Consider the following 22,597-nt stretch of genomic DNA (forward strand, 5'->3'; position numbering starts at 1 on the left):
CCCCTCCAACCTCTAAACGGATTGATTTTACAGCAAAAGCCTATCAGAAATAAACGCCGTGCGTCAACCGCAATCAGTTGTAGCTGTTGTCCTCCATCGTGTCTTCGAAATGCTGCTCGACATATTCGTCGATCATGTCGTTCACCCGGTCCTGAAAGAGGTCGATCTCCTCGATATCCTCCATCTGGTCGAGATGGATGCGGATGATATTATCAAGTATCGCTTCGCGGTCTTCGGCCGTCAGCTCGTTTTCAAGCAAAAGCCGGTTTACTTCGGTGAGGATTTTATCCCTTCTGCTGTTATCCATTTGCTTCTCCACAATCTCGTTAGCTATAACAATAGCCGCTTACGGACTTAAACGCAACACGGTGCAAAAACAGCAGTTACTGCCGCGTGGAGATGCGTCTACCAGTCGAATGCCCGAATATCGCGCCGGAGCTGGAACATCACTCCGAACTCGGTTCCCTGGTCAGCCGTATCGCCCCTTACAATACGGTCGGAATACAAACCGGCCTGCACGCGGAAGCTGTGATCGGCAACGGGAAAATAATGTATCCACCCCTCCATGCGGAGCCGCTCTTTATCCAGCCAAGGGTTCCCCTTATTTTGGTTGTTGTAAAAAGTGTATTGCGGGGCGAAGGCGAAGCGGTACGCCGCCGTTTCGGACGGCTCGTAAATAATCGCGGGACGTATGATCAGCGCCCCTATCGCGGTGGGGAACGAGGTCACGATGCTGTTGACGGTATCGGGATTGCCGCCGGCGCCGGGAACCACCACGCCGGTCTTGCCCGCCGCGCGATGCTCGTACAGATAGGTGACCCGCAGGCTGGGGATAAAAGTTCCCGCTTCCGCCGCCGCCACGCAGCGCGTCTCGTAGATGGAGAGATGGATTGAAAGGGTGGGTTCACGCCGGGCCACGCTCCCGCCATCGGGAAAAAATACGAACTCCTGGTAATTTGCCCCGATATCGATCAGCGAAAGCCCCCTCTCCAGCCTTCCCGATTTGCCTGTGGCGGCCCTTGCGGCGCCAACGGTATATCCCACATACCAGCGGGCCGGCTGGTCGGGATGCGCGGCTTCAATCAGCTCTTCATTCTCGTTGAGCGGGACAAGAATAAAAAACCCGTCGCGCGGTTCAGATTGCCCGGCGCCCGTTTTTGGCTGCGGCGCAGGCTCATCCCCCGTCTCCAGCCGCACATGGGCGTACCGGTAGACCGGGGAAACGCCTAACAGCGCCCCCACCGCCGGCTCCGCCGCTTCCGCCCGCGGCGCGGCAACGGCGGCAAGGAGCGCCATACCGCACAGCCACCGCCTCATTGCGCTCCCCATCGATTGCCGCTCCTTACCGGTTCATGATTAGTTGCCAGGTTCCGCCGCCGGGACGCGGCGCACTTCTCCCATACTTCTCATCGTATTTCGCCGGGGGTTACTTAAGGGGCCGCCCTCTTTGATATAGCGGGATTCCGGGCGGCGGGGAACATTTTATTCCGCGCCTCCCATTCCCGCTTTATTCGGTGAATAATGCGGGCTATGATTGCCGCATGTGGGTACACGCGGGGGGCCATAAGGTTTATTACGAGCAGGCGGGGGACGGCGAACCCCTTCTCCTGCTTCACGGCTGGGGAGTGAGCGGCGAGATTTTCAGGCCCCTGCTGATGCGGCTTGCCGGGCGGCTGGAGGTTCGGGCCATCGATTTCCCCGGCTTCGGCCAGACCGAAAAACCGGACGGCGCGTGGGGAACCGAAGAGTACGCCGAGCTGGTGAAAAAAATCCTCGATGCGTGGGGGCTGAAAAGCATCGATATCGTCGGCCACTCCTTCGGCGCGCGGGTGGCGCTCCGCCTTGCCCACCGCCATCCCGAATATGTGAAAACGCTGATACTCACCGGCGCGGCCGGCATCCGCATCCAAAAACCCGCGCCGCTCTCCCGCAGGCTGCTGGTGAAAGCGGGCAAGTTTTTCGGCAATCTCGGCGCGCCGGGACGGATGGTCAAGGAGGCCATATATAGGAAGGTCAGCTCCGCCGATTACCTCGCCGCCGGGGCGATGCGCCCCACCCTCGTCAAAGTGGTCAACGAAGACATGCGCGGCATCCTCCCCGCCATCACGCAACCCGTTCATCTGATCTGGGGGGAAAACGACCGCGACACCACGCTGGAGGCGGCGGAAATCATGCACGCCGGGCTGAAGAACTCGACGCTTACGGTAATTCCGGGGGCGGGGCATTATGCGTTTCTGGACAGGCCCGAAGAATTTTACCAACATCTTAATAAGGCGCTGGGTGGAAGCAGGTAGGTCGCACATTCCTGTGTGACATTGCCCCGCAGGGGCAACCGGTTGGCCCTTTGGGCCGACGACAGGCAGGAATGCCCGTCCTGCCGGGAAAAAGGCGGGAACGAAAAAATGAGGGATACATGACGTTTTACGGATACGCGGCGGAGGCCGCATGGATGTTCTTCTCCGCGGCGGCGATGCTCCGCTTTGCCCATGTGCTGCAAGCCGAGCGCTACCACACCGGCGCATACGTCAAATGGGTGCTGGAGGGGGGCGGCGCAAACACCTTCCTTCGCAACACATATGACGCGGCGCTGCACTTCACGGCCTTCGGCTTCCTCTTCCTGCTGTTCGGACAGTTGATGCGGATCAACCTTGCCGAGTTGGCCCTTACAGCCATCGCCATCTTCTGGGCCGCCGCCAATATCCGGGCGGATAAAGCTCAAAAGAAACCGCTCGTCATCACCGCGCGCGTCAAGCGTCTCTTCGCCGTCACGCTGCTCATCGAGGCGGCAATATTCGTCATCGTATTCTCCCATGGCGAAGCGCCGGCCGTCGCCACACTCGTGCTGCTCGGTTACGCGCAGCCGTTCATGCTGGCGCTCGGCAACATCGCGTCCGCCCCCATCGAAAAATCGTTGCAAGAGGGTTTCAAAAATCAGGCGCGCCAAAAACTGCGCGGCAAGCAGGTGGTCGCCATCACCGGCAGCTACGGCAAAACCGGCACCAAGGACGCGGTGGCGCACCTGCTGGAAACGAAATACCCGCTCATCAAAACCCCCGGCAGCTTCAACACGCCGATGGGGCTGTGCAAGGTAATCAACGACAACATGGAGCCGCACCACGAGATGTTCGTCACCGAGATGGGGGCCACCCGTCAAGGGGACATCAGGGAACTGTGCGAACTGGTCCGCCCCACCGTCGGCATCATCACCTCCATCGGCGTGGCGCACATGGAAACTTTTGGCGATATCGAAGCGGTGGCGCGGACGAAGTTCGAGCTGGCCGACGCCTTGCCGCCGGACGGCGTCCTTATATATAACGCCGATTATGAACTGGCGCGGAAATATGCCGATGGCCGCCCGCAAAAGAAAATCACCTACGGCCTCGAACAGGCCGCCGATTATATGCCCGTGAACCTGCGGTGCGGACGCGAAGGGAGCACGTTCGACATCAAAACGCCGCAAGGGATGATCGAAGGGGTGAAGATACAGCTTCTGGGGAAGCTCCACGCGCTGAACGTCACCGCCGCTTTCGCGGTGGGGCGGCATTTCGGCATCGACCCGGAGCGGCTCAAGCACGGCGCGAGCACTTTGGCGCAGGTGGAAGCCCGTTTGCAGCTTATCCAGAATCCCGGCGGTTACCTCATCATCAACGACGGCTTCAACAGCAACCCCGTCGGAGCCGCCACCGCCGCCGAGACGTTGGGGTATTTCGCGGGATTCAAAAAAATCATGGTCACCCCCGGCATTGTCGACTTGGGCGGCGAACACGAAAAGGTGAACTTCGCCTTCGGCAAGGCCGCCGCGCCGTTTTGCGATGTGGCGCTGCTGATAAACGAGCGGCGCACCAAGCCGATCGCCGACGGCTTGTTGGCGGCCGGTTTCGATGAAAACAACATCCTTCCTTTTCCCTCGCTTGCCGCCGCGCGCGGATGGCTGACGGCGAACGCCGACGCGCAATGCGTTGTGCTCTTCGAGAACGACCTCCCCGACCACATGGAAAAGTTTTAGTAATTTGCTATACTGCTTTTCATGGGCGGAGACGGGCGGAAATTATCGATGAAAGGGAGCGCCTCAACGCTTCCCGCTGTCGAAAGAAGTATTTACCTGATCCGTGGCCACAAAGTTCTTTTAAGTCCCGATCTCGCGGCGCTCTACGAAATTGAGAATAGGATTCTCGTTCAGGCGGTGAAAAGGAATCTAAACCGCTTCCCGGAAGATTTCATGTTCCAATTGACCGTGGAAGAATCCAAAAACTTGAAATCACAATTTGTGACTTCAAGTTGGGGTGGGCGGCGGCATCCGCCCTATGCCTTCACCGAGCAGGGGGTGGCCATGCTGTCCAGCGTGCTGAAAAGCCCCCGCGCCATCGCCGTGAACATTGAGATCATGCGGACATTCGTAAAACTGCGGCAGTTCCTTGCCACAAACGAAGGGCTGGCCCGCAAATTGGCGGATGTTGAAAAGAAATACGACCGCCAATTCAAAGCCGTATTCGACGCCATTCGGCAACTTATGGAACCGCCTCAAAGATTGAGCAAGCCAAAAATCGGATTTCGGCGCAAAGATTGAGGACAATTTCCATGAAAACCGATTCCTTTAAAGATTTTGTGATGGACCAGTTGGCGGGGTTCGGGGCCACCGCGCGGCCGATGTTCGGCGGCTACGGTTTATACAAAGGGGATGCGTTCTTCGGCATCATCATTAAAGAGCGTCTCTACTTCAAGACGGATGCGGCCACCCGGCTGCCGTATGAGGAACGGGGGATGAAGCCGTTCAAGGCGAGCGCCACGCAGACGCTCAAAAATTACATGGAAGTGCCGCCCGACATCCTTGAAGACGCGGAAGAGCTGAAAAGCTGGGCGCGCGCCGCCGCCGCGCTGAAAAAGCCCGCCCCCAAAAAGCGCCGCTGACTGCCGCCCCACTGGGCCGGTGATCAGGTAGGTCACACAGCCTGTGTGACATTGCCCCGCAGGGGCAACCGCTTTCGGCCCGGTGGGCCGATGACAGGCAGGATGGGAGGAGCGGAACGGCTTTTTCCATCCGCTCCGGAGATGGCCTATAGGCCGTTGCCCGTCCTGCCAGGAAAAGGTGAAGAACTCTTTTAGGTGATTGCGCCCATCTCCCCCTAATGTTAGTATGCGAGGTCTGATAATCCGGAAGAGGGGGCACACTTTTGGATTTAAGGTGCGTATTAACGGTGTGTTTAAGCACCGCGTAACGGCTTTCGCAAAAAGGAAAAGCGTTAATACTTACTGTTCATAAGGAAGCGGGTATATGACAGAACAAATCAAATCCATCATCAAAGACATTCGTATCGACAACGAAACGGAGACGGAGCGCGCGCTGGAGGCGGCGGCCAGGCTGACCGGCCTGAGCGACGCGGAAAAGACGGAGCTGGCGGCGGGCCTCTCGGCCCTCTTCTACCACGATCTCCACGGCAAGACGGGCCTTATACGGCTGGCCAGCCAAGCCGAGGACGTGATCGCCTCGCTCGGCACGGCGGTCATCCCGTTCCTGATAGGCGAAATGACCCAGGCCGACGCCGAATCGGCCGCGCATTTCGGCCGGGTGATCGCCCGCAGCAAGGCGGCGGCGGTGAAGCCCATGCTGGAGGCGATCAACAAAAACCGCGCCGACGATTACGCCTTCCTGAACCTCATCTCCACCATCTCCTGCTTCAAGGATCCGGCCGCGCTGGAGGCGATGCCGGAAATACTGGTGGCCTCAAAGGCGAAAAATGAGCGGCTCCGGGCCGAAGCGCTTTACGCCGCCGGCCGCCTGGTCCGGAACCTCGGCTCGGACCGGTTCGATGATACTTTGCGGCTCAAAATGTTCGACACCTGTTTTGAAGCTTTGAAGGACAAGATGCCCTTGGTGCGGCGCAACGCCGTCGCCTCGCTGGGGAAAATCGCTGAAAAAGGGATGCTGACGGCGGAACAGGAACGAAAAGTCCGGGAAAAATTCAGGGGGCTGCTCGGCATTGACGGCGCGCACAACTGGGACAGCGCCTATATCGTACAGCAACAGGCCCAGCAGTACCTCAAGTTCCTGAAAGAGGGCGACAGCGCCCAAAGCCGCTATCACCAGACCTTCAGGATACTGGAAAAAAGGGAACTGTGCCCCGACACCTACTACTACTCCATCGACGCCCCGCTGATCGCCCGCAAGCTCGTGGCCGGCCAGTTCATCATCATCCGCCCCAACGAGCACGGCGAGCGGATTCCGCTCTCCATCGCCGGGTGGGACGCCGAAAAGGGCACCATCAACGTCATCATCATGTCCGCCGGGCGCAGCTCGCGCGAGATCAACATGATGAACGTGGGCGACCGGCTGGCCGACGTGGTTGGCCCGCTGGGCCAGCACAGCCATGTGAAAAAACACGACGGCGTCTGCGTGGTCATCGGCGGCGGCTACGGCACCGGCGCGGTGCTGCCGACCGCCCGCGCGCTGAAAAAGGCCGGCAACAAGGTGTACGGCATCGTGGGCGCGCGCAACGAGAAGCTGCTCATCATGGAAGACGAGCTGAAGCAGGCGTGCGACGAGGTGCTGGTCACCACCAACGACGGCACCAAGGGGATACAGGGCTTCGTCACCCACGCCATGGAAGCGATTTTGAAACGGGGGGAGAAGATTTCCCACGTGCTGGCCATCGGCCCGGTGCCGATGATGATGGCCGTGGCGAACATGACCAAGCCGCTCGGCATCGAGACCTTCGTCTCCCTCAACGCCATCATGGTGGACGGCACCGGCATGTGCGGCGCCTGCCGCGTCTCGGTGGGGGGCAAAACGAGATTCGCCTGCTTCCACGGCCCGGATTTCAACGGCCACGAAGTGGACTTCGACCAGCTCATGAAACGGCAAAAAATGTTCGTCGGAAAAGAAAAACTGGCCCTTGAGGCGATGGGGAAATAAGGGAGACACGACCATGGCAGATTTAAGTTCAAAAGAAAGAATGGCGATTCCGTTTGTCCATATGCCGCTGAACCCCGGCGAAAAGCGGATACATAATTTTGACGAGGTTCCCATCGGCTACACCGCCGAACAGGCGATGCAGGAGGCCAGGCGTTGCATCCAGTGCAAAAAGCCGGGCTGCATCGGCGGCTGCCCGGTCGGCATCAACATCCCGGCCTTCCTCGAACTGATCGAAGAAGGCAAGTTCGCGGAGGCGGCCAAGAAGATACGCGAGACCAACTTCCTCCCGGCCGCCTGCGGCCGCGTCTGCCCGCAGGACAAGCAGTGCCAGGCCGTCTGCGTGGTGGGCAAAAAAACCGACCCGGTCGGCATCGGCAACCTCGAACGTTTCGCCGCCGACTGGGAACGGACCCACGGCACATTCACCGCGCCGGTCATCCCGGCCCCCACCGGCAAGCGGGTGGCGGTCATCGGCTCCGGCCCGGCCGGCCTCACCGCCGCCTACGAGCTTCGCATGCGCGGCCACGAGGTGGTGGTATTCGAAGCCTTCCACCGCGGCGGCGGCGTGATGGTCTACGGCATTCCGCGCTTCCGCCTGCCGCTTGAGATCATCGACCAGGACATCAGGATGCTCGAAAACATGGGCGTGCAGTTCGTCTACGACATGATCATCGGCAACGTGCTTTCGCTGGACGACCTGCTGATAGCCGAGAAGTTCGACGCGCTCTTTATCGGCACCGGCGCCGGCCTCCCCAAGATGCTCGGCATCCCCGGCGAGAACAGCAACGGCGTCTACAGCGCCAACGAATATCTCACCCGCATCTACCTGATGCAGGCAAACGATTTCCCCCGCTACGTCACCCCGATAGAGCAGGGCAAGCGCGTGGGAGTCATCGGCGCGGGCAACACCGCGATGGATACGCTCCGCACCGCCAAGCGGATGGGCAGCGAGGTGACCTGCTATTACCGCCGCACCCGCGACGAGGCCCCGGCCCGCACCGAGGAGGTGGAGCACGCCGAGCAGGAGTTCCTCAACTGGAAGTGGCTGCACAACCCGGTCGAGATCATCGCCGACGCGAATAACAACGTAAAGGCCATCAAGTGCGAAAAGATGAAGCTCTCCGACCCCGATTCGTCCGGCCGCCGCAAGCCGATCGGCACCGGCGAATTCGTCACCGACGAAATCGACACCATCGTCTTCTCGCTCGGCTGCGACGTGAACCCGATCATCCCGGCCACCGACAAGGAGATACGGATCAACAAGTGGGGCATCGTGATGGTGGACAGGGATACCAACATGACCACCAAGGAAAAAGTCTTCGCCGGCGGCGACGTGGTCACCGGCGGCTCCACCGTCATCCTGGCGATGGGTCAGGCCAAGACCGCCGCCCTGAATATGCACAAGTACCTTATGGGCGAAATCAGGTGGGATACCGGCAAAATCCCGACCGATCCCAACGCCCCCGGCATCGTATGGGAAGGAAAAACCAAGTAAGCCGCGCCCGCCGTTCACCGCATACCAACCCCCGGCGCCACAATGGCGCCGGGTTTTTTTTATTTCTTTACCCGCCACCCCGCCCCCCCCCCCCCCCCCGCGGACATCCCGCCTTTCATCGGCATAAAGAATCGCGTAATATTGCCGATATGACGGATACCGTGCAAACCGCAAAATCAACTTCGCTGCTGGACTTCAAGCCCGGCGAAAAAAAACCGCTGCTGGCCCTTATCGCGCTCTACAGCTTCGAGTCGCTCGGCATCCGCTATGTCGCAGCTTCGGTGCGCGAGGCCGGTTTTGAGGTGACGGAAATTTTCTTCGAGGATTTCAAGCGCAACGAATTCCAATATCCAAAGCCGGACGATCTCGGCTCCCTCATCAGCCTTCTGCGCGAAAAAGGGGTGGACATCGTCGGAATATCGCTCCGCTCCTCCTATGCAAAACTGGCCGAGATCGTCACGCGCGAAATCCACGCGCGGCTGGCCCTGCCGGTAATTTGGGGGTCCACGCATCCGACCATCATGCCGGACCAGAGCATCGGCATCTGCGACGCGCTCTGCCGCGGCGAGGGAGAGGCGCCGATGGCGGAGCTGATGCGCCGCCTGCACGCCGGGAAAGACATTTCAACCGTTCCCGGCTTCTGGTTCCGGAAGGCTGGCGGCGCGGTTATCAAAAATGAAATCGGCGCCTACGTTGACCTTGACGCGATACCCGACCCGGATTTCGGCGCGCCGGGCAAGCATTACAGCAAGGACGGCGTCTGGCGCGAAGGGGATCCCCAAAAAAACGAGGGGGCCTTCATCGCCATATCGTCGCGCGGCTGCCCGCACTGCTGCACGTTTTGCACCAATACTTTCTTCCTGAAGGCGAACCCGAAATATCTCCGCATCCGGAGCGTCGACCGGATCATCGCCGAGATCAAGCGGGCGCGCGAAGTAATGCCCGACATCAAGCGGGTAAAGTTCTACGACGACCTTTTCGCCACCAATAAAAAGTGGACCGACGAGTTTGTGGGTAAATACCGCCGCGAGGTGGGGCTTCCCTTCGACGCGCTGCTGAACCCGCAGCACGTCACCGAAACGCTGCTGGAAAAACTCAAGCGCGCCGGCATGACGCTGGTGGAGATGGGGATACAGAACGGCAGCGAACGGGTATCCAACGAAATCTACGACCGCCGCCTCGGCAACGACAAGCTCCGCAATGCCGTGCGCATCCTGCACGAAAGCGGGCTGCGGGTACACTACGACCTCATCATCGACAACCCGCTGGAGACCACGCAAGACAAGCGGGACTGCTTCGAGTTCATGCTGGACATCCCCCGCCCCTACTCGCTCTTCATCCTTTCGCTCACCCACTTTCCCGGCACCCCGCTCACCGAGCGGCTGCTCGCCGAGGGCAGGATAACGAAGGATCAGGTGGAGGGATACACCGACAAATCGCTCTTCCAGTGGGAAGTGAGCCTCACGCATGAGCGCCCGGCCGAAGACAAGTTCTGGCTGGCGCTGCTGTCGCTGCTCACGAAGGACTTTGTGCCGAAGGGGCTGATCCGCTGGTTTTCACGCCGCGCGTTCCTGATGCGGCATCCCGCGCCGTTGGTGGCCTTCGCATGGCTGGTGAACGTCTTCAAGCTGGCGGGGCTGGCCGTGACGATGTACCGCGAGGGATCGCTCACCTGGCAGATGGTGCGCCGCCACGCCAACATCCGGCGCCTCGCCGTCAAGTAACATCCCCAAATTCGCCCGCCGCCCCGCCGCGCGGGTGTGGTAGCATTTTCGCCATGATCAAGGAAACCTCGCGGGAGCACGTCAACTTCGGCGGCGCGCGCTCCCTGCCGGACAAATCCGGGTTCGGCCTCATGTTAATCATCCTGTTCGGTCTCGCCATGCGGCTGTACGGGCTCGGCTTCCAGGATATCCGGTACGACGAAGCGGCGGCCTATCTGACCGGCACCGCCGCCCCCGCCCCGCTCAACCCGTCGCTCCACGGCGGCCACCCTCCCCTGTATTACCAGGTCATTTACTTCTGGACGCGCCTGCACGAGTCGGTCTGGTTTGCCCGCCTGTTCGAGGCGCTCTGCGGCACCGCCGTGATCGCCGCCGTCCACGCGCTGGCGATGCGGGCGGCCGGACGCAAGGCGGCGCTGTTCGCTGCATTCGTGCAGGCGGCTTCGCCGTTCGCCATCTTCCATTCGCGCGAAGCGGGTACCGATGCCTTCGCGCAGTTGCTGGTTGTCATCGCCCTGCTGGCGCTGGAACGCTACATGGACACCGGCCATACCCGCGCCGCGCTCGCCGCGCTTACCGCGCAACTGCTGGCGGTTTTCACCACCTACGCGGCGTTGCCGCTGATACCGGCCATGTTGATCGCCGTTTATGTCAGGCGCAACAACCAACCCGGACTCTGGGGGGAGTGGCTGGCGCTGCAAGGGCTTTTCCTGGCGCCGGCGGCGGTGTGGCTTTATGCCGTGTTTGAAAGCCAGCTCATCACGGCCATTGACGGCTTGGGCCTCTGGTCATCCGCTCCCGGCCCGCATGCAATATTTGTTTTCATCAATACGCTGGTGTACGGCTACTTCACGCAAAACATCCCCGCGTGGCTGCCGACGTTGCCGCTCATCGTGCTGGCCGCGGCCGGAATGGCTGATGCCGCGGGGCGGCGGGTGGCCATTTACTTTTTCCTGCCCCTGCTCCTGCTGGCCGTCGGCATGAACGGCGAGATAGTACCGCGCCACCTGCTGGCATTCACCCCCGTTCTCGCCGCCCTGGCGGGGGCCGGTTTCGCCGTTCTCAACTTCACCCCCCTTCGCGCCGCCACCGCCGTATGGGTGGCGGCGGGACTCTGCGCCGGCGCGGCCGGCTACTACGCCAACGACCGCCATGCCGCCGCTCCGGATGCCGTCCGCAAGGAATTTTCCCGCGCCGCCGATTATCTTGACCGGCGGTTGAAGGCCGGGGAAACGCTGTACCACGCCAGCCAGAACTCCACCGCGCCGATGGCCGCCCTCCGCCCCGGCCGTTGGCGGCACCAGTGGCTTGCGGCCGGCGGCCAAGCGCCAGCCGGCGGCGATATGGGCATAGACATGATAACCGCGCAACCGTACGGCGGCGGCCCGGCGTTGCCGGCCTGGGTTCTCTACACCCCCGGAGACGCGCCCCCATACCACGGCACGGAAGCCGCGGCGTTGCGCCACCGTATCGAGCGTTCCGCCGCGCCCGCGGAAGCGGCACGTTTCGGCGACATCATCCTTATCCGCTATATCCCATACGAAACCGGCCGGTTGGACATGCTGGAAGGGGAAAGCGGCGGCATGCGGCTTTTCACCGACCGCGACACGGGCGAAGAGTTCCCCGCGAACTACCAAACGCTCCGTTCCGCCTTTGCGGGAACGCTCCTCCGCCTGTCGCCCGATGGCGCGCTGGAAATCACCACCGCTTATCCCGAGGCGGCGCTGGCGCTCACGGTCGTGGGAGGCTATCCGTTGCTCCCCGCCGCCGGAACCGGCGAGGAATTTACCCCCGCGCCGGACGGTTATATGAACGGTTTTTGCCTCAAGGCTGCGGTATCGCCGGAGCGCGCCGCCACGCTTACGCTGACCACCGATGCTCCCACCGGCGATTACCGCCTTTTCGCCCGCGTCCTGCACGGCGGGCAAAAGGCGGCGCTTCAGGCATTCGTTGCACGGCGAAGCGTGACGGCACAACCGGTCATCCCCCCCGCTTCCCAAACCGGCTGGGAATGGGTAAACCTCGGAACCGTGTCTTACGACGGCTTCAATCCATTTTCCATCCGGGCCACCGCCATGGACGGCCAACCGGCGGAGGCCGCGGTGCAATCGTTTTTCCTGATACCGGCCGAGGGAGGGAGGCTGTACCGCAAAACCTTTGTCCTGCATAAAGGGGGGCAGTTCCGCTTCGACGCCCCGCCGCGCGGCCTGCCGCTAACGGCATTCGTGACCGACGATGCCCGCGGAGAGACGCTCGCGGCGGCGCTTGCCCGCTGAACCCCCTTCCGGACAAGGAAAAAAGCTGGTTATCGGCGGCGGCGGAGAGGTAAACTAGGGCGCTATGAAACGGATGATTGCCGCCGCGGCGGCCTGCCTGCTGATCGGCGCCTGCGCCACGGATGAGCACAAGCAGGAAATGGAAAATTTCAACGACGGAAATTCCTTTTTCGCCAAGGAGAAGTTCGATCCCAGCCAGAAGTCCTATCAACGGTTGCTGGACGAAGCGCCGGACAGCCCCTTCCGCATCCACGCGCTGCTCGGCTCGGCCGATGCATACTACCTGCAAAAAGAATACATCGCTTCCGCGCCCATCTACGCCCGTTTCGTGGAGCTCTATCCGCAGGACGAGTTCACCCCGCAGGCGCTCTTTTACGAGGGGATGAGCTATTACCAGGACATGGTGTCGCTGAAAAGGGATCAGACCAACGCCGAAAAGGCGCTTGGGATTTTTGAGGAGTTCGTCCGGAAATACCCGATGCACTTCGCCACGCCGTTCGCCCTCGATAAAATTTCCGCCCTTAACGACCGCCTGGCGGAAAAGGAGTTTGAGGTGGCGCGTTTTTATTTCAACACGACCGCCTACATCTCCTGCATAGGCCGGGTGGACCGCATGCTGGAAAAATGGCCCGCCACCCGCTTCAAGGCGGATGCGCTCCTGCTAAAAGGAAAATCATATCTTGCCGAGGAAGCGTTCGATAAAGGCAAGACCGTGCTGCGCCAGGTGGCGGCGGATTTTGCCGGCACCGGCGCCGGCAAAGAGGCCGCCGCGCTCCTTGCCAAGCCCTGAGCGGAAAACACAGATCACTGTCAATTTTTGAAGATCGGCGTTACAATAAGCCAGAGGTGAAATATGCCCGTAAGTGGAGTGAGTAGCAGCCCGGCGCCGAAAATAGAGCCGGCGACCAAGAGTGCGGCAAGGGAAAGCCAGTCCGCGGAGATCAACAAATCAAAAATCCGCGCGAAGGAGAGCCTTAACAGCAACGCCAACCGGCAACTGTCCGAGATAGGCACCAACGTCAACATCGCGGTGTGACGCCGGTTCTTCCGAACACGGCCCCCGGCCGAAAAACTTCAGCCCGCGTTATCCGCCGAAGAGGGCGGGTTCAGCCATCGATACAGTCGGGCGGTTTCGGCAACCCGGCGATGCGGGTTCCCTGCTTGGCGGGGCCGAGCGGAAAAAGCTGATACAGATGTTGGCGGCTCGCCTTTGCGGAACCGTACTTCTTTTCCAGTTCCTTCATCAGTATTTTCACCATCGGCGAGATGGCGTACTCGCGGTAGAACCAGCGGAGAAAAAGGATGATCTCCCAGTGCGGGCCGGTCAGTTCGCCCAGCCCCTCCGCCTTCGCCAGAAAACGGGCAACATCGTCGTTCCATTGATTAAGGTCGAGCAGGTACCCCTCGGCGGTCGTTTCGTATTTCACTCCGTTCAGCTCAAAATACGGCATGGCCCTTCCTCCTTATGGTTGGTGTCCAAATCATTATACGCCCGAACGGCCGGTCAAGCCGCGTTTTTGATGCCCCGCGGACGGCGCCGCTTCACTTTTTCAAACGGGAATGAACCTGATGCCGGAAAATGTGGCCGGAGGGCGACGCTTCCCGGATAAGGAAATAGCGCCCGCCATCCTTGAGGATTTCAGCCGGCAGCGGATGGCTGAGGAAATAGTGCATTCCGGTGCCGTAACCATACGCTCCGCTGTTGCGGATGGCGATCACGTCCCCCGCGCGCAGCGGCGGCAGGCGCACCGGCAGGTCGCTTTGATCCAGCGTGGTGCACAGCGGCCCGCCCAATATCTGCGGCACCGGTTTGCCGCCCTTCCCTTTCACCAGTTCGGCGGGAAACTCGCGGCTTATGCGGAACGGAAAAAGCGCGTGGTGTATTCCGCCATCGGTGAGGGCGAAGCGCGCGCCGCGCATATCCTTCACCGATTGCACCGTCATCACATAGGCCCCGCACGGCCCCATGAGCCAGCGCCCCGGCTCTATCTGGAATGTGGCCTGCGACAAATGCCCGTCACGCGCGGCCTCGGCCGCCAGCCGCTTGAGTCCCGCGCCGAATTTTTTCAAGTCGAATTCCGCATCCCCTTCTTTGTAGGGGATGCCCAGGCCGCCGCCGAAGTTTATGTAAATCGGCCAGAAGCCGTGGGCGCGGCTGGCGGCGGCCACATAGCGCACAAAGGCCCGCGCGCCGCCGATCCACGCCGCCGGGGTCTTTACCTGCGTCCCCATATACATGTGAAAGCCGCAGAAAACGACGTTGCGGAACATCCCCCGCCCCGCCAGCAAACGGGCCGCCTCGGCGGGGGAAAAACCGAACTTGTCCTTGCCGCCGGTCATCACCCGGCCCGCTTTTTTCGGGGCCATGTGCAGGTCTATGTTTACCCGGAGCGCGACGTTCACCCGCCGCCCCAGCTTCTCCAGCGCGGCGAGTTCTTCCACCGTTTCGGCATGCACCATGCGTATGCCGCGCCGCTTGACCAGCGCCAACTCCCGCTCCGTCTTCACCGGCCCGGAAAGCGCCATGTTTTCCGGCTTGAATCCGGCCCGGTGGCAGGCAAGCATTTCGCCGGCGCTGGCGCATTCGGCCACCGCTCCCAGCGCGCGGTAGAGCCGGAGCACCGCCACGTTCGGATTCGCTTTCGCGGCATAAAAAAGGTTCCAGCCGCCCGGCAGGGCCGCTTTCAACGCCGCGTAGCGGGCGCGGATGGCCGCGGCGTCATAACAGTAGAAAGGGGTTGGAGCCAATCGGGCCGCGGCGGCAAGCGCGGCGGCGGACGGCCCGGCGGCGGTCACCGGCATCGGATCGCCTTGGAATCAATCAGCATAAAAAAAGTGTACACAATACGATGGGGAAAAACAATTAAAGGGAATCCCCCAATACTTTCCTTATCCAGAGATTTGGGGGGTTCGTCAGGCAATATTGGGGAACGTATGTGGAAAAATTCGCCCTCCGGTGCATCTCACATTGTGTATTCAACGATGCCGCACCGGGGGCGGACCGCCCGAACCCCCGAAAGGATTAGGGCAGATTGCTTTTTTAAAATGGGGACCATCGGGCGATGACCCCCATTTATAAGGGGAGGTTAGAGGGTGATCTAACAAAATTGACTTCTCTGGGGGAGAATCAATTTCAGCCCTTTAAATAGCAAGTATCGTACCGTAATGCCTACAAACATTAATTCGCTGTATTTATTAGCGTTATTCAACTTTTATAATATAAACGTTTTATTCAGCTAATGTATCATTTGTAACGTTTTTGCCGCTCAAATCAAATGCCATACAATAATCATCACACATTCAATACGTTAACAGTAAACACAACTTTTGAGGTATTTTCATGCAAAATCACAATAGTGCGGTATTTTCGTACACAAACGATGATAACGAAATATCAGGGGGAAGTGGCTGTTTTAAGCTGACCGCAAGCCGCATCAATCTCCCCGCCCCGGCTTATCCGGATGGTGCAATCGATATCGGCGGCCATGAGCGCTTTCTGGAATTTCTCCACCTGTTCGCGCGGGCTGGGGCGCAGTTCGGCCCCGGCCACCGGATTAAAGCGGATAAGATTGACTTTCGCCTGTACGCCCCGCAACGCCCTGATGAGGGCTTGGGCGTCTCCGGGACGGTCATTCACCCCGTCGAAGAGTATCATCTCCATCGTGATCTTCCGCCCATGCTGCAGCGGGTAGCGGGCGCAGGCCTTCATGATCGCCGCCACCGGGTATTTTTTGTTCACCGGCATCAGGCGGCTCCGCACCGCGTCGTCCGCCGCGTGCAGCGAGATGGCGAGATTCGTCTTCAATCCGGTTTTCCCCAACCGGTCTATTTGCGGCGGCAGCCCGACGGTGCTGATGGTAATCCGCCGCGCGCCGATATTGAACCCCTCGGGATGATGCATAATCTCCGCCGCCCGCGTCACCGCGTCGAAGTTATCCAGCGGTTCCCCCATTCCCATGAAAACCACGTTGGTGACTTCGCCCGCGCCGCGCCGCGCCTCGATCACCTGGTTCAGGATTTCGGCGGGGGTAAGGTTGCGCGAGAAGCCCATCGTGCCGGTGGCGCAGAAGGCGCATTGAAACTTGCACCCCACCTGGGTGGAAACGCAGACGGTGTTCCGCTTCTCTTCGGGGATGTAGACCGTTTCCACGGTCAGGCCGTCGTCCAGCGCGAAGAGGTACTTGATCGTGCCGTCCGCCGCGGTCCGCCTGGCGGCGGTGGCCAGCCCCTTGGCGGTGTGCGTGGCGGCCAGCTGTTCCCTGAAATCCTTCGGGAGGTTGGTCATGGAGGCGATATCGACCGCGTTCTTGGCGTACAGCCAACCGCGTATCTGCTTCGCGCGGAACCGCGGCTGCCCCATGGCCCCGGCCAGTTCGTCGATTTGCGCGAAGGTGAGGTCTTTAAGGTTGACCGGCGTCATTTGCCGCCGCCGCGGACTTTCTCCACTTTCGCCTCGGCATCCGCCTCTATCTTGCGGATGAGCGCGGCGGATTGCCCCTTCAATTGCTCAATGGCGGCGGGATCGTTCATGCCGCCGATCTTCTTGGCAACCATGATCTCCTCTTCGGCCGCCTTGGCCTTCGCCACGGAACGTATCTCCTCTATCTTCCGTTTTTGCTCCGGGGTCAGCTTCGGGCCGCCGCCGGTCCGTTCCATCGCCAGCTCAAGCGCGCTCTTCATCGGCATCATCCTCCTATTGCGGTGGTATTGTAGCAAAAAACGGCCGGCGCGCGCGGTTTGAATGTAGGGGGGAAAACGCATTACAATTGACGTATATGACAGGGAAAGAAACAATGCCGGGGCAGCTACCCTCCGCCGAACCGCCGCCCCACAGGCGCTCGCTGCTCACCATCATCAGCGAGGAGGATTTCAAGAAGCCGTTGCGGGAGTATGCCGTCCCTTTTTTCCGGCTGGCGGCGGTCACCACCCTGGACACGCGGAACCTCTCCAGCCTTTTCTATTTCAACCTGATGAACGAAGCGGAGAAACTGGAACTTTTCCTTGACGACCATGGCGCGAAGGAAAACGGCACCTACCACCATTTCCGCGCCCTGGTCGCCAGCATCCGCAATTTCTCCATCGCCGCCTTCCAGTTGGGACACCTGCTGGAGCGCTATCACGATTACGCCCCGGCCGAGCCGGAGCACGCCGCCGAGGAGTTCCTCGCCACCGGACGGGAGATGCTGGGCTACATCAACGACATCACGGCGGCGCTCATCAACGAGGCGGGCGCGGAGTTCCGCCGGCTCGGCTGCGGACTCAGGAACGCCGATGTGGACACCGGCGGCTTCAAGGAGGTCGGCAGGCAGGAGAAGCTTCCCCGCACGCTGGAGATGGGAAGCTACCAGACCACCGAACAGATGGTGATGCGCCTGGCGGAGAGCTACCGCAAAGCCGCCGTGAAGGTGAACCGCGAGCGCTATGGCAGGAAGATCGAGCCGGAGGAGTTCGCCAAGTTGATCCCGGCGCGGGTGAACGAGACCAAAATAAAAATTCTGGAAAGCACGCTGCACAATCTGCAAACCGAATACGACACGCACATCAGCAAAACGCAGGCCGAGGCGGACGACCCGGACCTCTCCGGCCTCCGCTCGCTCATCTCCATCCCGATGCACCTGCTCGAAATGACGCGCTGGCTCATCCACTTCTACGAACGGCACGAGAACGAGATACATTCCGACGCCAGCCGCGACCGGATCAGCGCCATCGTCGACAAGAACCTGGTGCTGCGGCTCATCGCCGATTTCGGCCTCCGCTACGCGCACCGCTACATGATGTACGGCAAGACCGTGAGCGAACGGGTGATGACCCGCCTCGCGCGCACCACCCGCGCCATGGTGCCGATGCCGGTGCCGGTCGGCCTCCACGCGCGCCCCGCCTACTACGTCACGCTGGTGGTGGAAGAGCATGGCACCGACGCATTCCTCCACATCGGCGGCCGGCGGTTCGACGCCCGCTCGGTGCTGGACCTGCTGGAGGCGGGGGGCTTGGCGGCCGACCTCGAGGCGAATGAGCTTGAGTTCGAGGCGGACGAGCGGACGCTGGCCGACCTCAAAATACTGGCCGCCAGCAACTACTGCGAGAACGATCAGATACCCAAAGAGCTGTACTACATCCGCGTGGCGAGGAATTTCATGGCATGAAGGATTTTTTACGCCCCGCCCAAAAAGAAATCCGGGCGCTCGCCCCGGCCATCACCGGCATCAACCGGCGCATCTTTGAAAAGCCGGAGCTTAATTTCCAGGAGCACTACGCCGCCGGCCAGTTGTGCGCGGCGCTGGAAGCCGAGGGGTTCAAAATCCGGCGCGGCGCGGGCAAGCTGAAAACCGCGTTCGAAGCGGTCTGGCGCGGAAGCCGGAAAGCGCCGGTCATCGCCGTGCTGGCTGAATACGACGCGCTGCCGAACATCGGCCACGCCTGCGGCCACAACATGATAGCCGCCGCCGCGTTTGGCGCCGCCACCGCCGCCAAACGCTTGCTGGGCAAAAACTGCGGCACGCTCAAAGTCATCGGCACTCCCGCCGAGGAAGGGGGCGGCGGCAAACTCTACATGGTCAAAGGGGGCTGGTTCAAAGGGGTCGACGCCGCCATCATGACCCACCCGGCCAACCACACCCGCACCGTGGCGCGAATGCTCGCCGTGCAGGAGCTGGAATTCCAGTACTTCGGCAAGGCGTCGCACGCCGCCGCGCATCCCGAACTGGGGGTCAACGCGCTCGACGCGGTGATCGCGCTGTTCAACGGCGTCAACGCCATGCGGCAGCAGACGCCGAATTTCTCCCGCGTCCACGGCATCGTCAGCCACGGCGGCGACGCGCCGAACATCATCCCCGAATACGCCGCCGCGAAATTTTTTGTCCGCGGCATCACCATGAAAGATTTTCGATTCATGATGGCGAAAGTGATGGACTGCGCCCGCGCCGCCGCCAAGGCCACCGGCGCCCGCCTGAAAGTGGTGAAAGGGGGCCTCGCCTACGAGCCGTTCGAGCCGAACCGGACGATGGGAAAAATACATTCCTCCCACTTCCAGCGGATCGGCATGAAAGAGAGCGGCATACCCGAAAACGAGGAGATAGGGTCGTCCGACATCGGCAACCTCTCGCAGGTGGTGCCGTGCCTCCACCCCGAATTCGCGGTGAGCGAACCGCACATTGTGAACCACTCCCGCGAATTCCTGAAAGCGGTGGTGGGCAAGCGCGGTGAAGATCAAATGTTGAAGGCCGCAACCGCGATGGCGGCGACCGTTTGCGTCCTGATGAGCGACCCGAAACTCATCCCCGCCGTCCGCAAAGAGTTCGAAGAAAGCAAGCGCCGCAACGGCTGACGCCAATTACCCGTTGACCGCCCAGAAAATTGTAACGGCGAATGAATGGAGAGATGTCATGCCCGCGCAGGCGGGCACCCAGAGCTTTTTCCTTTTAACTTTCTTCAGAAACCTAAATGAAAGAACTCCGGATCAAGCCGCTTTTTTCTGGTGGCGCGATATTTTCACCGCCACGCCAAGCCCCGCCTTTGAGAGCATTTCGATAAGGGTGTCCACGGTGAACAGCTTGATCTTGCCCCGCTTGAGGTCGCTTATCCGGGGTTGAGTGACACCAAAAAGCTTTGCCGCCCTTTCCTGTTTCAGTTCATTTTCTTCCATGAATTTCGCCAGCACTGTCATCAATTGGGCGCGAATTAGCAAATTTGCCGCCTCTTCTCCATGGAAACCGATGTCGCTGAACACGTTGCCCGCCGCTTTGGTCTTTCTCATTTTGTCCTCCTTAATCCTCAACGTGTCGAATTATACAATATTTTGTATATCCCGCAAAAAGGATGCCGTGGTACCTTATGGGCAAGATGATTTCACGCTACGGCATAGGGTTGATGAGCGGCACGTCGGGGGATGGTGTCGACGCCGCGCTCGTCGATTTTGCCGATGGCAAGGTGCGGATTGCGGCAACGCACTTCCTCCCCTACCCCGCAAAGCTGCGCGAAGAGGTGTTCCGCGCGAGCCAGCCGGACGGCCCGGCGGAGCTTATCTGCCGCCTCAATGTTGAGATCGGAAAGCTTTTCGGCACGGCGGCCGTTGCGCTTTGTAAAAAAGCAAAAATCCCGCTCAAGCAGGTGGAGTTCATCGGCTCGCACGGCCAAACCATCCGCCATCAGCCGAACGGCAAAAACGGGGTATCCTCCACCCTCCAGATTGGCGAAGGAAGTGAAATAGCCGCCCTCACCGGCTGCTGGGTGGTTTCCGATTTCCGCCCCGCCGACATCGCGGCGGGCGGCTGCGGCGCGCCGCTTGCCCCGCTGGCGCACTACGTCCTCTTCTCCGATAAAAACGAAGACCGCGTTGTACACAACATGGGGGGAATATCGAACATCACCTGGCTTCCGGCCGGCGTTGGCATCGAAGGGGTAACCGGATTCGATACCGGCCCGGCGAACATGCTGCTCGATATGGCCTCGGCGCATCTTTCAAAAGGGAAGCGGGCATATGACAAAAACGGCGCAACGGCCCTGCATGGCGCGGTGGACAAAAAAATGTACGCGCATTGCATGGCGCATCCCTACTTCAAGCGGAAGCCGCCCAAGAGCACCGGCCGCGAAACATTCGGCCCCGCATACTTCGCGGAGCTTCTTAAAAAATTCGGAACGGTGAAGGAGGCGGATTTCCTCCGGACGCTGGCGGCGGCGGCCGCATCGTCGGCGGTGGATCAGGTTTTTGCGTTCTGTAAACCGAGGCGGGCGCTGCGCTGGATCGTCTGCGGCGGCGGCGCGTACAACAAAGCGCTGCTGGATGAATTACGCGCGCGGCTTGCGGGGCGCGGCGCGGTGACAATGAGCAGCGAACTCGGTTACGGCGAAAAAGACATCGAAGCGGTGTTGATGGCGGCGCTGGCCTACCGCACCATCAACGGCCTGCACGGCAACATCCCGAAAGTGACCGGCGCGAAACGCCCCGCCCTCCTCGGCAAAATCTCCATCCCCTGATACCCGTGGCGCGGAGCGCCTTTTCTCCGGGCAGGGGCGCTTCATTCGCCCATTGGCGCAACGCGCCATGTGTGAGTCATGCCTTACGGCATGATGTACCCAATAAATTGGGTACCCACCGAGGCTGTTCCCGGTAGGTACACATTTTAATGTGTACATTGGCGCAACGCGCCAAGCAGCTTCCCCCATCGGCCCGTCGGGCCGAGAGTGCGACTGAAGTCGCACCTACCGGGAAAAATCCCGCAGCAGCGCCGCTATCCGCTCCGCCACGTCGCGGGAAAAAAGATAGCCGGTGTGCCCCAGCCCCTCCACCTCGATATTCTCCGCGCCCGGCAACAGCGCGCTCTCCCCCGGCACCACCAGTTGGTCGAACCGCGACCAGAGGCAGGTAAACGGAATTTCCAGCGCGGCGATGACGTCGCGCGTGGCGCGCAAATAATCGGTGCCGGGGATGAGCCGCCGCCCGGCGGGCGCGATGCCGAAATACGACATGACCGTGCCGCCGAACGGCGCGCCGAGCGTGATGATTTTCCGCACCGCCCCGCGCGGCAGCAGCGATGCGGCATGCGCCGCCGCCAGCCCGCCGAAGCTGTGGCCGATAAAAACAATCCCCCCTTTGTGATCGCGCAGCCCCTCGGCCAGCCGCGCGCTCCACTCCTCCAGCCCCCCCGCCCCCTGATACTTGGGGCGGATGACGTTGGCGATTCCCGCGCGGCGCAGCCGGAGCGCCAGCGGCAGCCAATGCGCCGGCGTGCTGAAAAGGCCGTGAACGATCACGATCAGCGGGCGTTCCGCATCCCGCCGCCTTTTTTTCATCAGGGCATCGAACGGCATCACCAAAAGCACGATGGCGATGAACAGGATTTCATAAATCCATTCGCGCAGCAGCCAGCAGATGCGCACGGCCGCCGTGACCGGCGGTGACGGCATATGCCGCGTCATGGCGGCGGCGACGGCGTACGTAATCAGCGTTTCCGCCAGCGTGATAAAAAACGCCGTCTCAACCAACAAAAGCATAAAGGATGCCAAGGCCGAGGAACATCAGGGCCAGACCGCCGACGCGGAGCACACGGGTGTCCATCGAGGCCATGAGGAGGGCATAGCGCCGCATCATCTCCGGGCTTATGAAATAGGGCAGCCCTTCGATGATGAGCACCAACCCAAACGCCGTCATAAAAAGTTCCATCATCCACTATCTCCGTTGTGCCGGTTATATCAC

The 22,597-nt window shown here is 60.8% G+C and carries 22 protein-coding genes; 13 read left to right on the forward strand and 9 right to left on the reverse strand.

Annotation, left to right across the window (positions count from 1 at the left end):
• Positions 1-73: 73 nt before the first annotated feature.
• A complete protein-coding gene (locus HZA03_00395; protein MBI5636408.1) occupies positions 74-307 on the reverse strand; it encodes a hypothetical protein in 234 nt (77 codons plus the stop codon).
• 98 nt (positions 308-405) lie between these two features.
• Positions 406-1,317, reverse strand: coding sequence for a hypothetical protein (locus HZA03_00400; GenBank protein ID MBI5636409.1), 912 nt, complete (start codon positions 1,315-1,317; stop codon positions 406-408).
• Positions 1,318-1,541: 224 nt separating this feature from the next.
• Between HZA03_00400 and HZA03_00405 the strand changes: the two genes are divergently transcribed.
• The 10 genes from HZA03_00405 (at position 1,542) to HZA03_00450 (ending at position 13,441) form a co-directional block, all read left to right on the forward strand.
• Positions 1,542-2,294, forward strand: a complete 753-nt coding sequence (locus HZA03_00405; protein MBI5636410.1) for an alpha/beta hydrolase — start codon at positions 1,542-1,544, stop codon at positions 2,292-2,294.
• A 119-nt stretch (positions 2,295-2,413) separates the two neighbouring features.
• Positions 2,414-4,006, forward strand: coding sequence for a UDP-N-acetylmuramoyl-tripeptide--D-alanyl-D-alanine ligase (locus HZA03_00410; protein MBI5636411.1), 1,593 nt, complete (start codon positions 2,414-2,416; stop codon positions 4,004-4,006).
• A 48-nt stretch (positions 4,007-4,054) separates the two neighbouring features.
• Complete coding sequence (locus HZA03_00415) at positions 4,055-4,567, forward strand: ORF6N domain-containing protein (protein MBI5636412.1); 513 nt, start codon at positions 4,055-4,057, stop codon at positions 4,565-4,567.
• Between the two features lie 11 nt (positions 4,568-4,578).
• Positions 4,579-4,908, forward strand: coding sequence for a TfoX/Sxy family protein (locus HZA03_00420; GenBank protein MBI5636413.1), 330 nt, complete (start codon positions 4,579-4,581; stop codon positions 4,906-4,908).
• A 1,012-nt stretch (positions 4,909-5,920) separates the two neighbouring features.
• A complete protein-coding gene (locus HZA03_00425; GenBank protein ID MBI5636414.1) occupies positions 5,921-6,910 on the forward strand; it encodes a sulfide/dihydroorotate dehydrogenase-like FAD/NAD-binding protein in 990 nt (329 codons plus the stop codon).
• A gap of 13 nt (positions 6,911-6,923) precedes the next feature.
• Positions 6,924-8,405 (forward strand): NADPH-dependent glutamate synthase, encoded by a 1,482-nt coding sequence (gene gltA / locus HZA03_00430; protein MBI5636415.1) that lies wholly within the window; start codon positions 6,924-6,926, stop codon positions 8,403-8,405.
• 149 nt (positions 8,406-8,554) lie between these two features.
• Positions 8,555-10,129: a B12-binding domain-containing radical SAM protein gene (locus HZA03_00435; GenBank protein ID MBI5636416.1), complete on the forward strand. Its 1,575-nt coding sequence runs from the start codon at positions 8,555-8,557 to the stop codon at positions 10,127-10,129.
• A 53-nt stretch (positions 10,130-10,182) separates the two neighbouring features.
• Entirely contained in the window at positions 10,183-12,405 is a 2,223-nt protein-coding gene (locus HZA03_00440) for a glycosyltransferase family 39 protein (GenBank protein MBI5636417.1), read from the forward strand.
• Between the two features lie 64 nt (positions 12,406-12,469).
• Positions 12,470-13,195 (forward strand): outer membrane protein assembly factor BamD, encoded by a 726-nt coding sequence (gene bamD / locus HZA03_00445; protein ID MBI5636418.1) that lies wholly within the window; start codon positions 12,470-12,472, stop codon positions 13,193-13,195.
• Positions 13,196-13,273: 78 nt separating this feature from the next.
• Complete coding sequence (locus HZA03_00450; GenBank protein ID MBI5636419.1) at positions 13,274-13,441, forward strand: hypothetical protein; 168 nt, start codon at positions 13,274-13,276, stop codon at positions 13,439-13,441.
• Positions 13,442-13,511: 70 nt separating this feature from the next.
• Here the strand turns inward: HZA03_00450 and HZA03_00455 are convergent, their stop codons facing one another.
• From HZA03_00455 to HZA03_00470, 4 genes are all read right to left on the reverse strand, one after another.
• Positions 13,512-13,856, reverse strand: a complete 345-nt coding sequence (locus HZA03_00455; GenBank protein ID MBI5636420.1) for a TusE/DsrC/DsvC family sulfur relay protein — start codon at positions 13,854-13,856, stop codon at positions 13,512-13,514.
• Positions 13,857-13,947: 91 nt separating this feature from the next.
• Positions 13,948-15,207 (reverse strand): alanine racemase, encoded by a 1,260-nt coding sequence (locus HZA03_00460; GenBank protein MBI5636421.1) that lies wholly within the window; start codon positions 15,205-15,207, stop codon positions 13,948-13,950.
• Between the two features lie 592 nt (positions 15,208-15,799).
• Positions 15,800-16,825, reverse strand: a complete 1,026-nt coding sequence (gene rlmN, locus HZA03_00465) for a 23S rRNA (adenine(2503)-C(2))-methyltransferase RlmN (GenBank protein MBI5636422.1) — start codon at positions 16,823-16,825, stop codon at positions 15,800-15,802.
• Complete coding sequence (locus HZA03_00470; protein MBI5636423.1) at positions 16,822-17,085, reverse strand: hypothetical protein; 264 nt, start codon at positions 17,083-17,085, stop codon at positions 16,822-16,824. Before HZA03_00470 ends, rlmN begins: the two co-directional genes overlap by 4 nt.
• Positions 17,086-17,180: 95 nt before the next feature.
• On the opposite strand from HZA03_00470, the gene HZA03_00475 reads away from it, so the two are divergent.
• Both HZA03_00475 and HZA03_00480 read left to right on the forward strand, forming a co-directional pair.
• Entirely contained in the window at positions 17,181-18,548 is a 1,368-nt protein-coding gene (locus HZA03_00475; GenBank protein ID MBI5636424.1) for a hypothetical protein, read from the forward strand.
• A complete protein-coding gene (locus tag HZA03_00480; protein ID MBI5636425.1) occupies positions 18,545-19,729 on the forward strand; it encodes an amidohydrolase in 1,185 nt (394 codons plus the stop codon). Before HZA03_00475 ends, HZA03_00480 begins: the two co-directional genes overlap by 4 nt.
• 132 nt (positions 19,730-19,861) lie before the next feature.
• Here the strand turns inward: HZA03_00480 and HZA03_00485 are convergent, their stop codons facing one another.
• Positions 19,862-20,158, reverse strand: a complete 297-nt coding sequence (locus HZA03_00485) for an XRE family transcriptional regulator (GenBank protein MBI5636426.1) — start codon at positions 20,156-20,158, stop codon at positions 19,862-19,864.
• A gap of 77 nt (positions 20,159-20,235) precedes the next feature.
• On the opposite strand from HZA03_00485, the gene HZA03_00490 reads away from it, so the two are divergent.
• Entirely contained in the window at positions 20,236-21,378 is a 1,143-nt protein-coding gene (locus HZA03_00490; protein MBI5636427.1) for an anhydro-N-acetylmuramic acid kinase, read from the forward strand.
• A gap of 225 nt (positions 21,379-21,603) precedes the next feature.
• Here the strand turns inward: HZA03_00490 and HZA03_00495 are convergent, their stop codons facing one another.
• Both HZA03_00495 and HZA03_00500 read right to left on the reverse strand, forming a co-directional pair.
• Positions 21,604-22,395, reverse strand: coding sequence for an alpha/beta fold hydrolase (locus HZA03_00495; protein MBI5636428.1), 792 nt, complete (start codon positions 22,393-22,395; stop codon positions 21,604-21,606).
• On the reverse strand, positions 22,379-22,564 hold the full coding sequence (locus tag HZA03_00500; protein MBI5636429.1) for a DUF2065 domain-containing protein: 186 nt from the start codon (positions 22,562-22,564) through the stop codon (positions 22,379-22,381). Before HZA03_00500 ends, HZA03_00495 begins: the two co-directional genes overlap by 17 nt.
• Positions 22,565-22,597 lie beyond the last annotated feature (33 nt).

Source organism: Nitrospinota bacterium, from assembly GCA_016217735.1.
In the GTDB taxonomy this organism is placed as follows: Bacteria; Nitrospinota_A; UBA7883; order JACRGQ01; family JACRGQ01; genus JACRGQ01.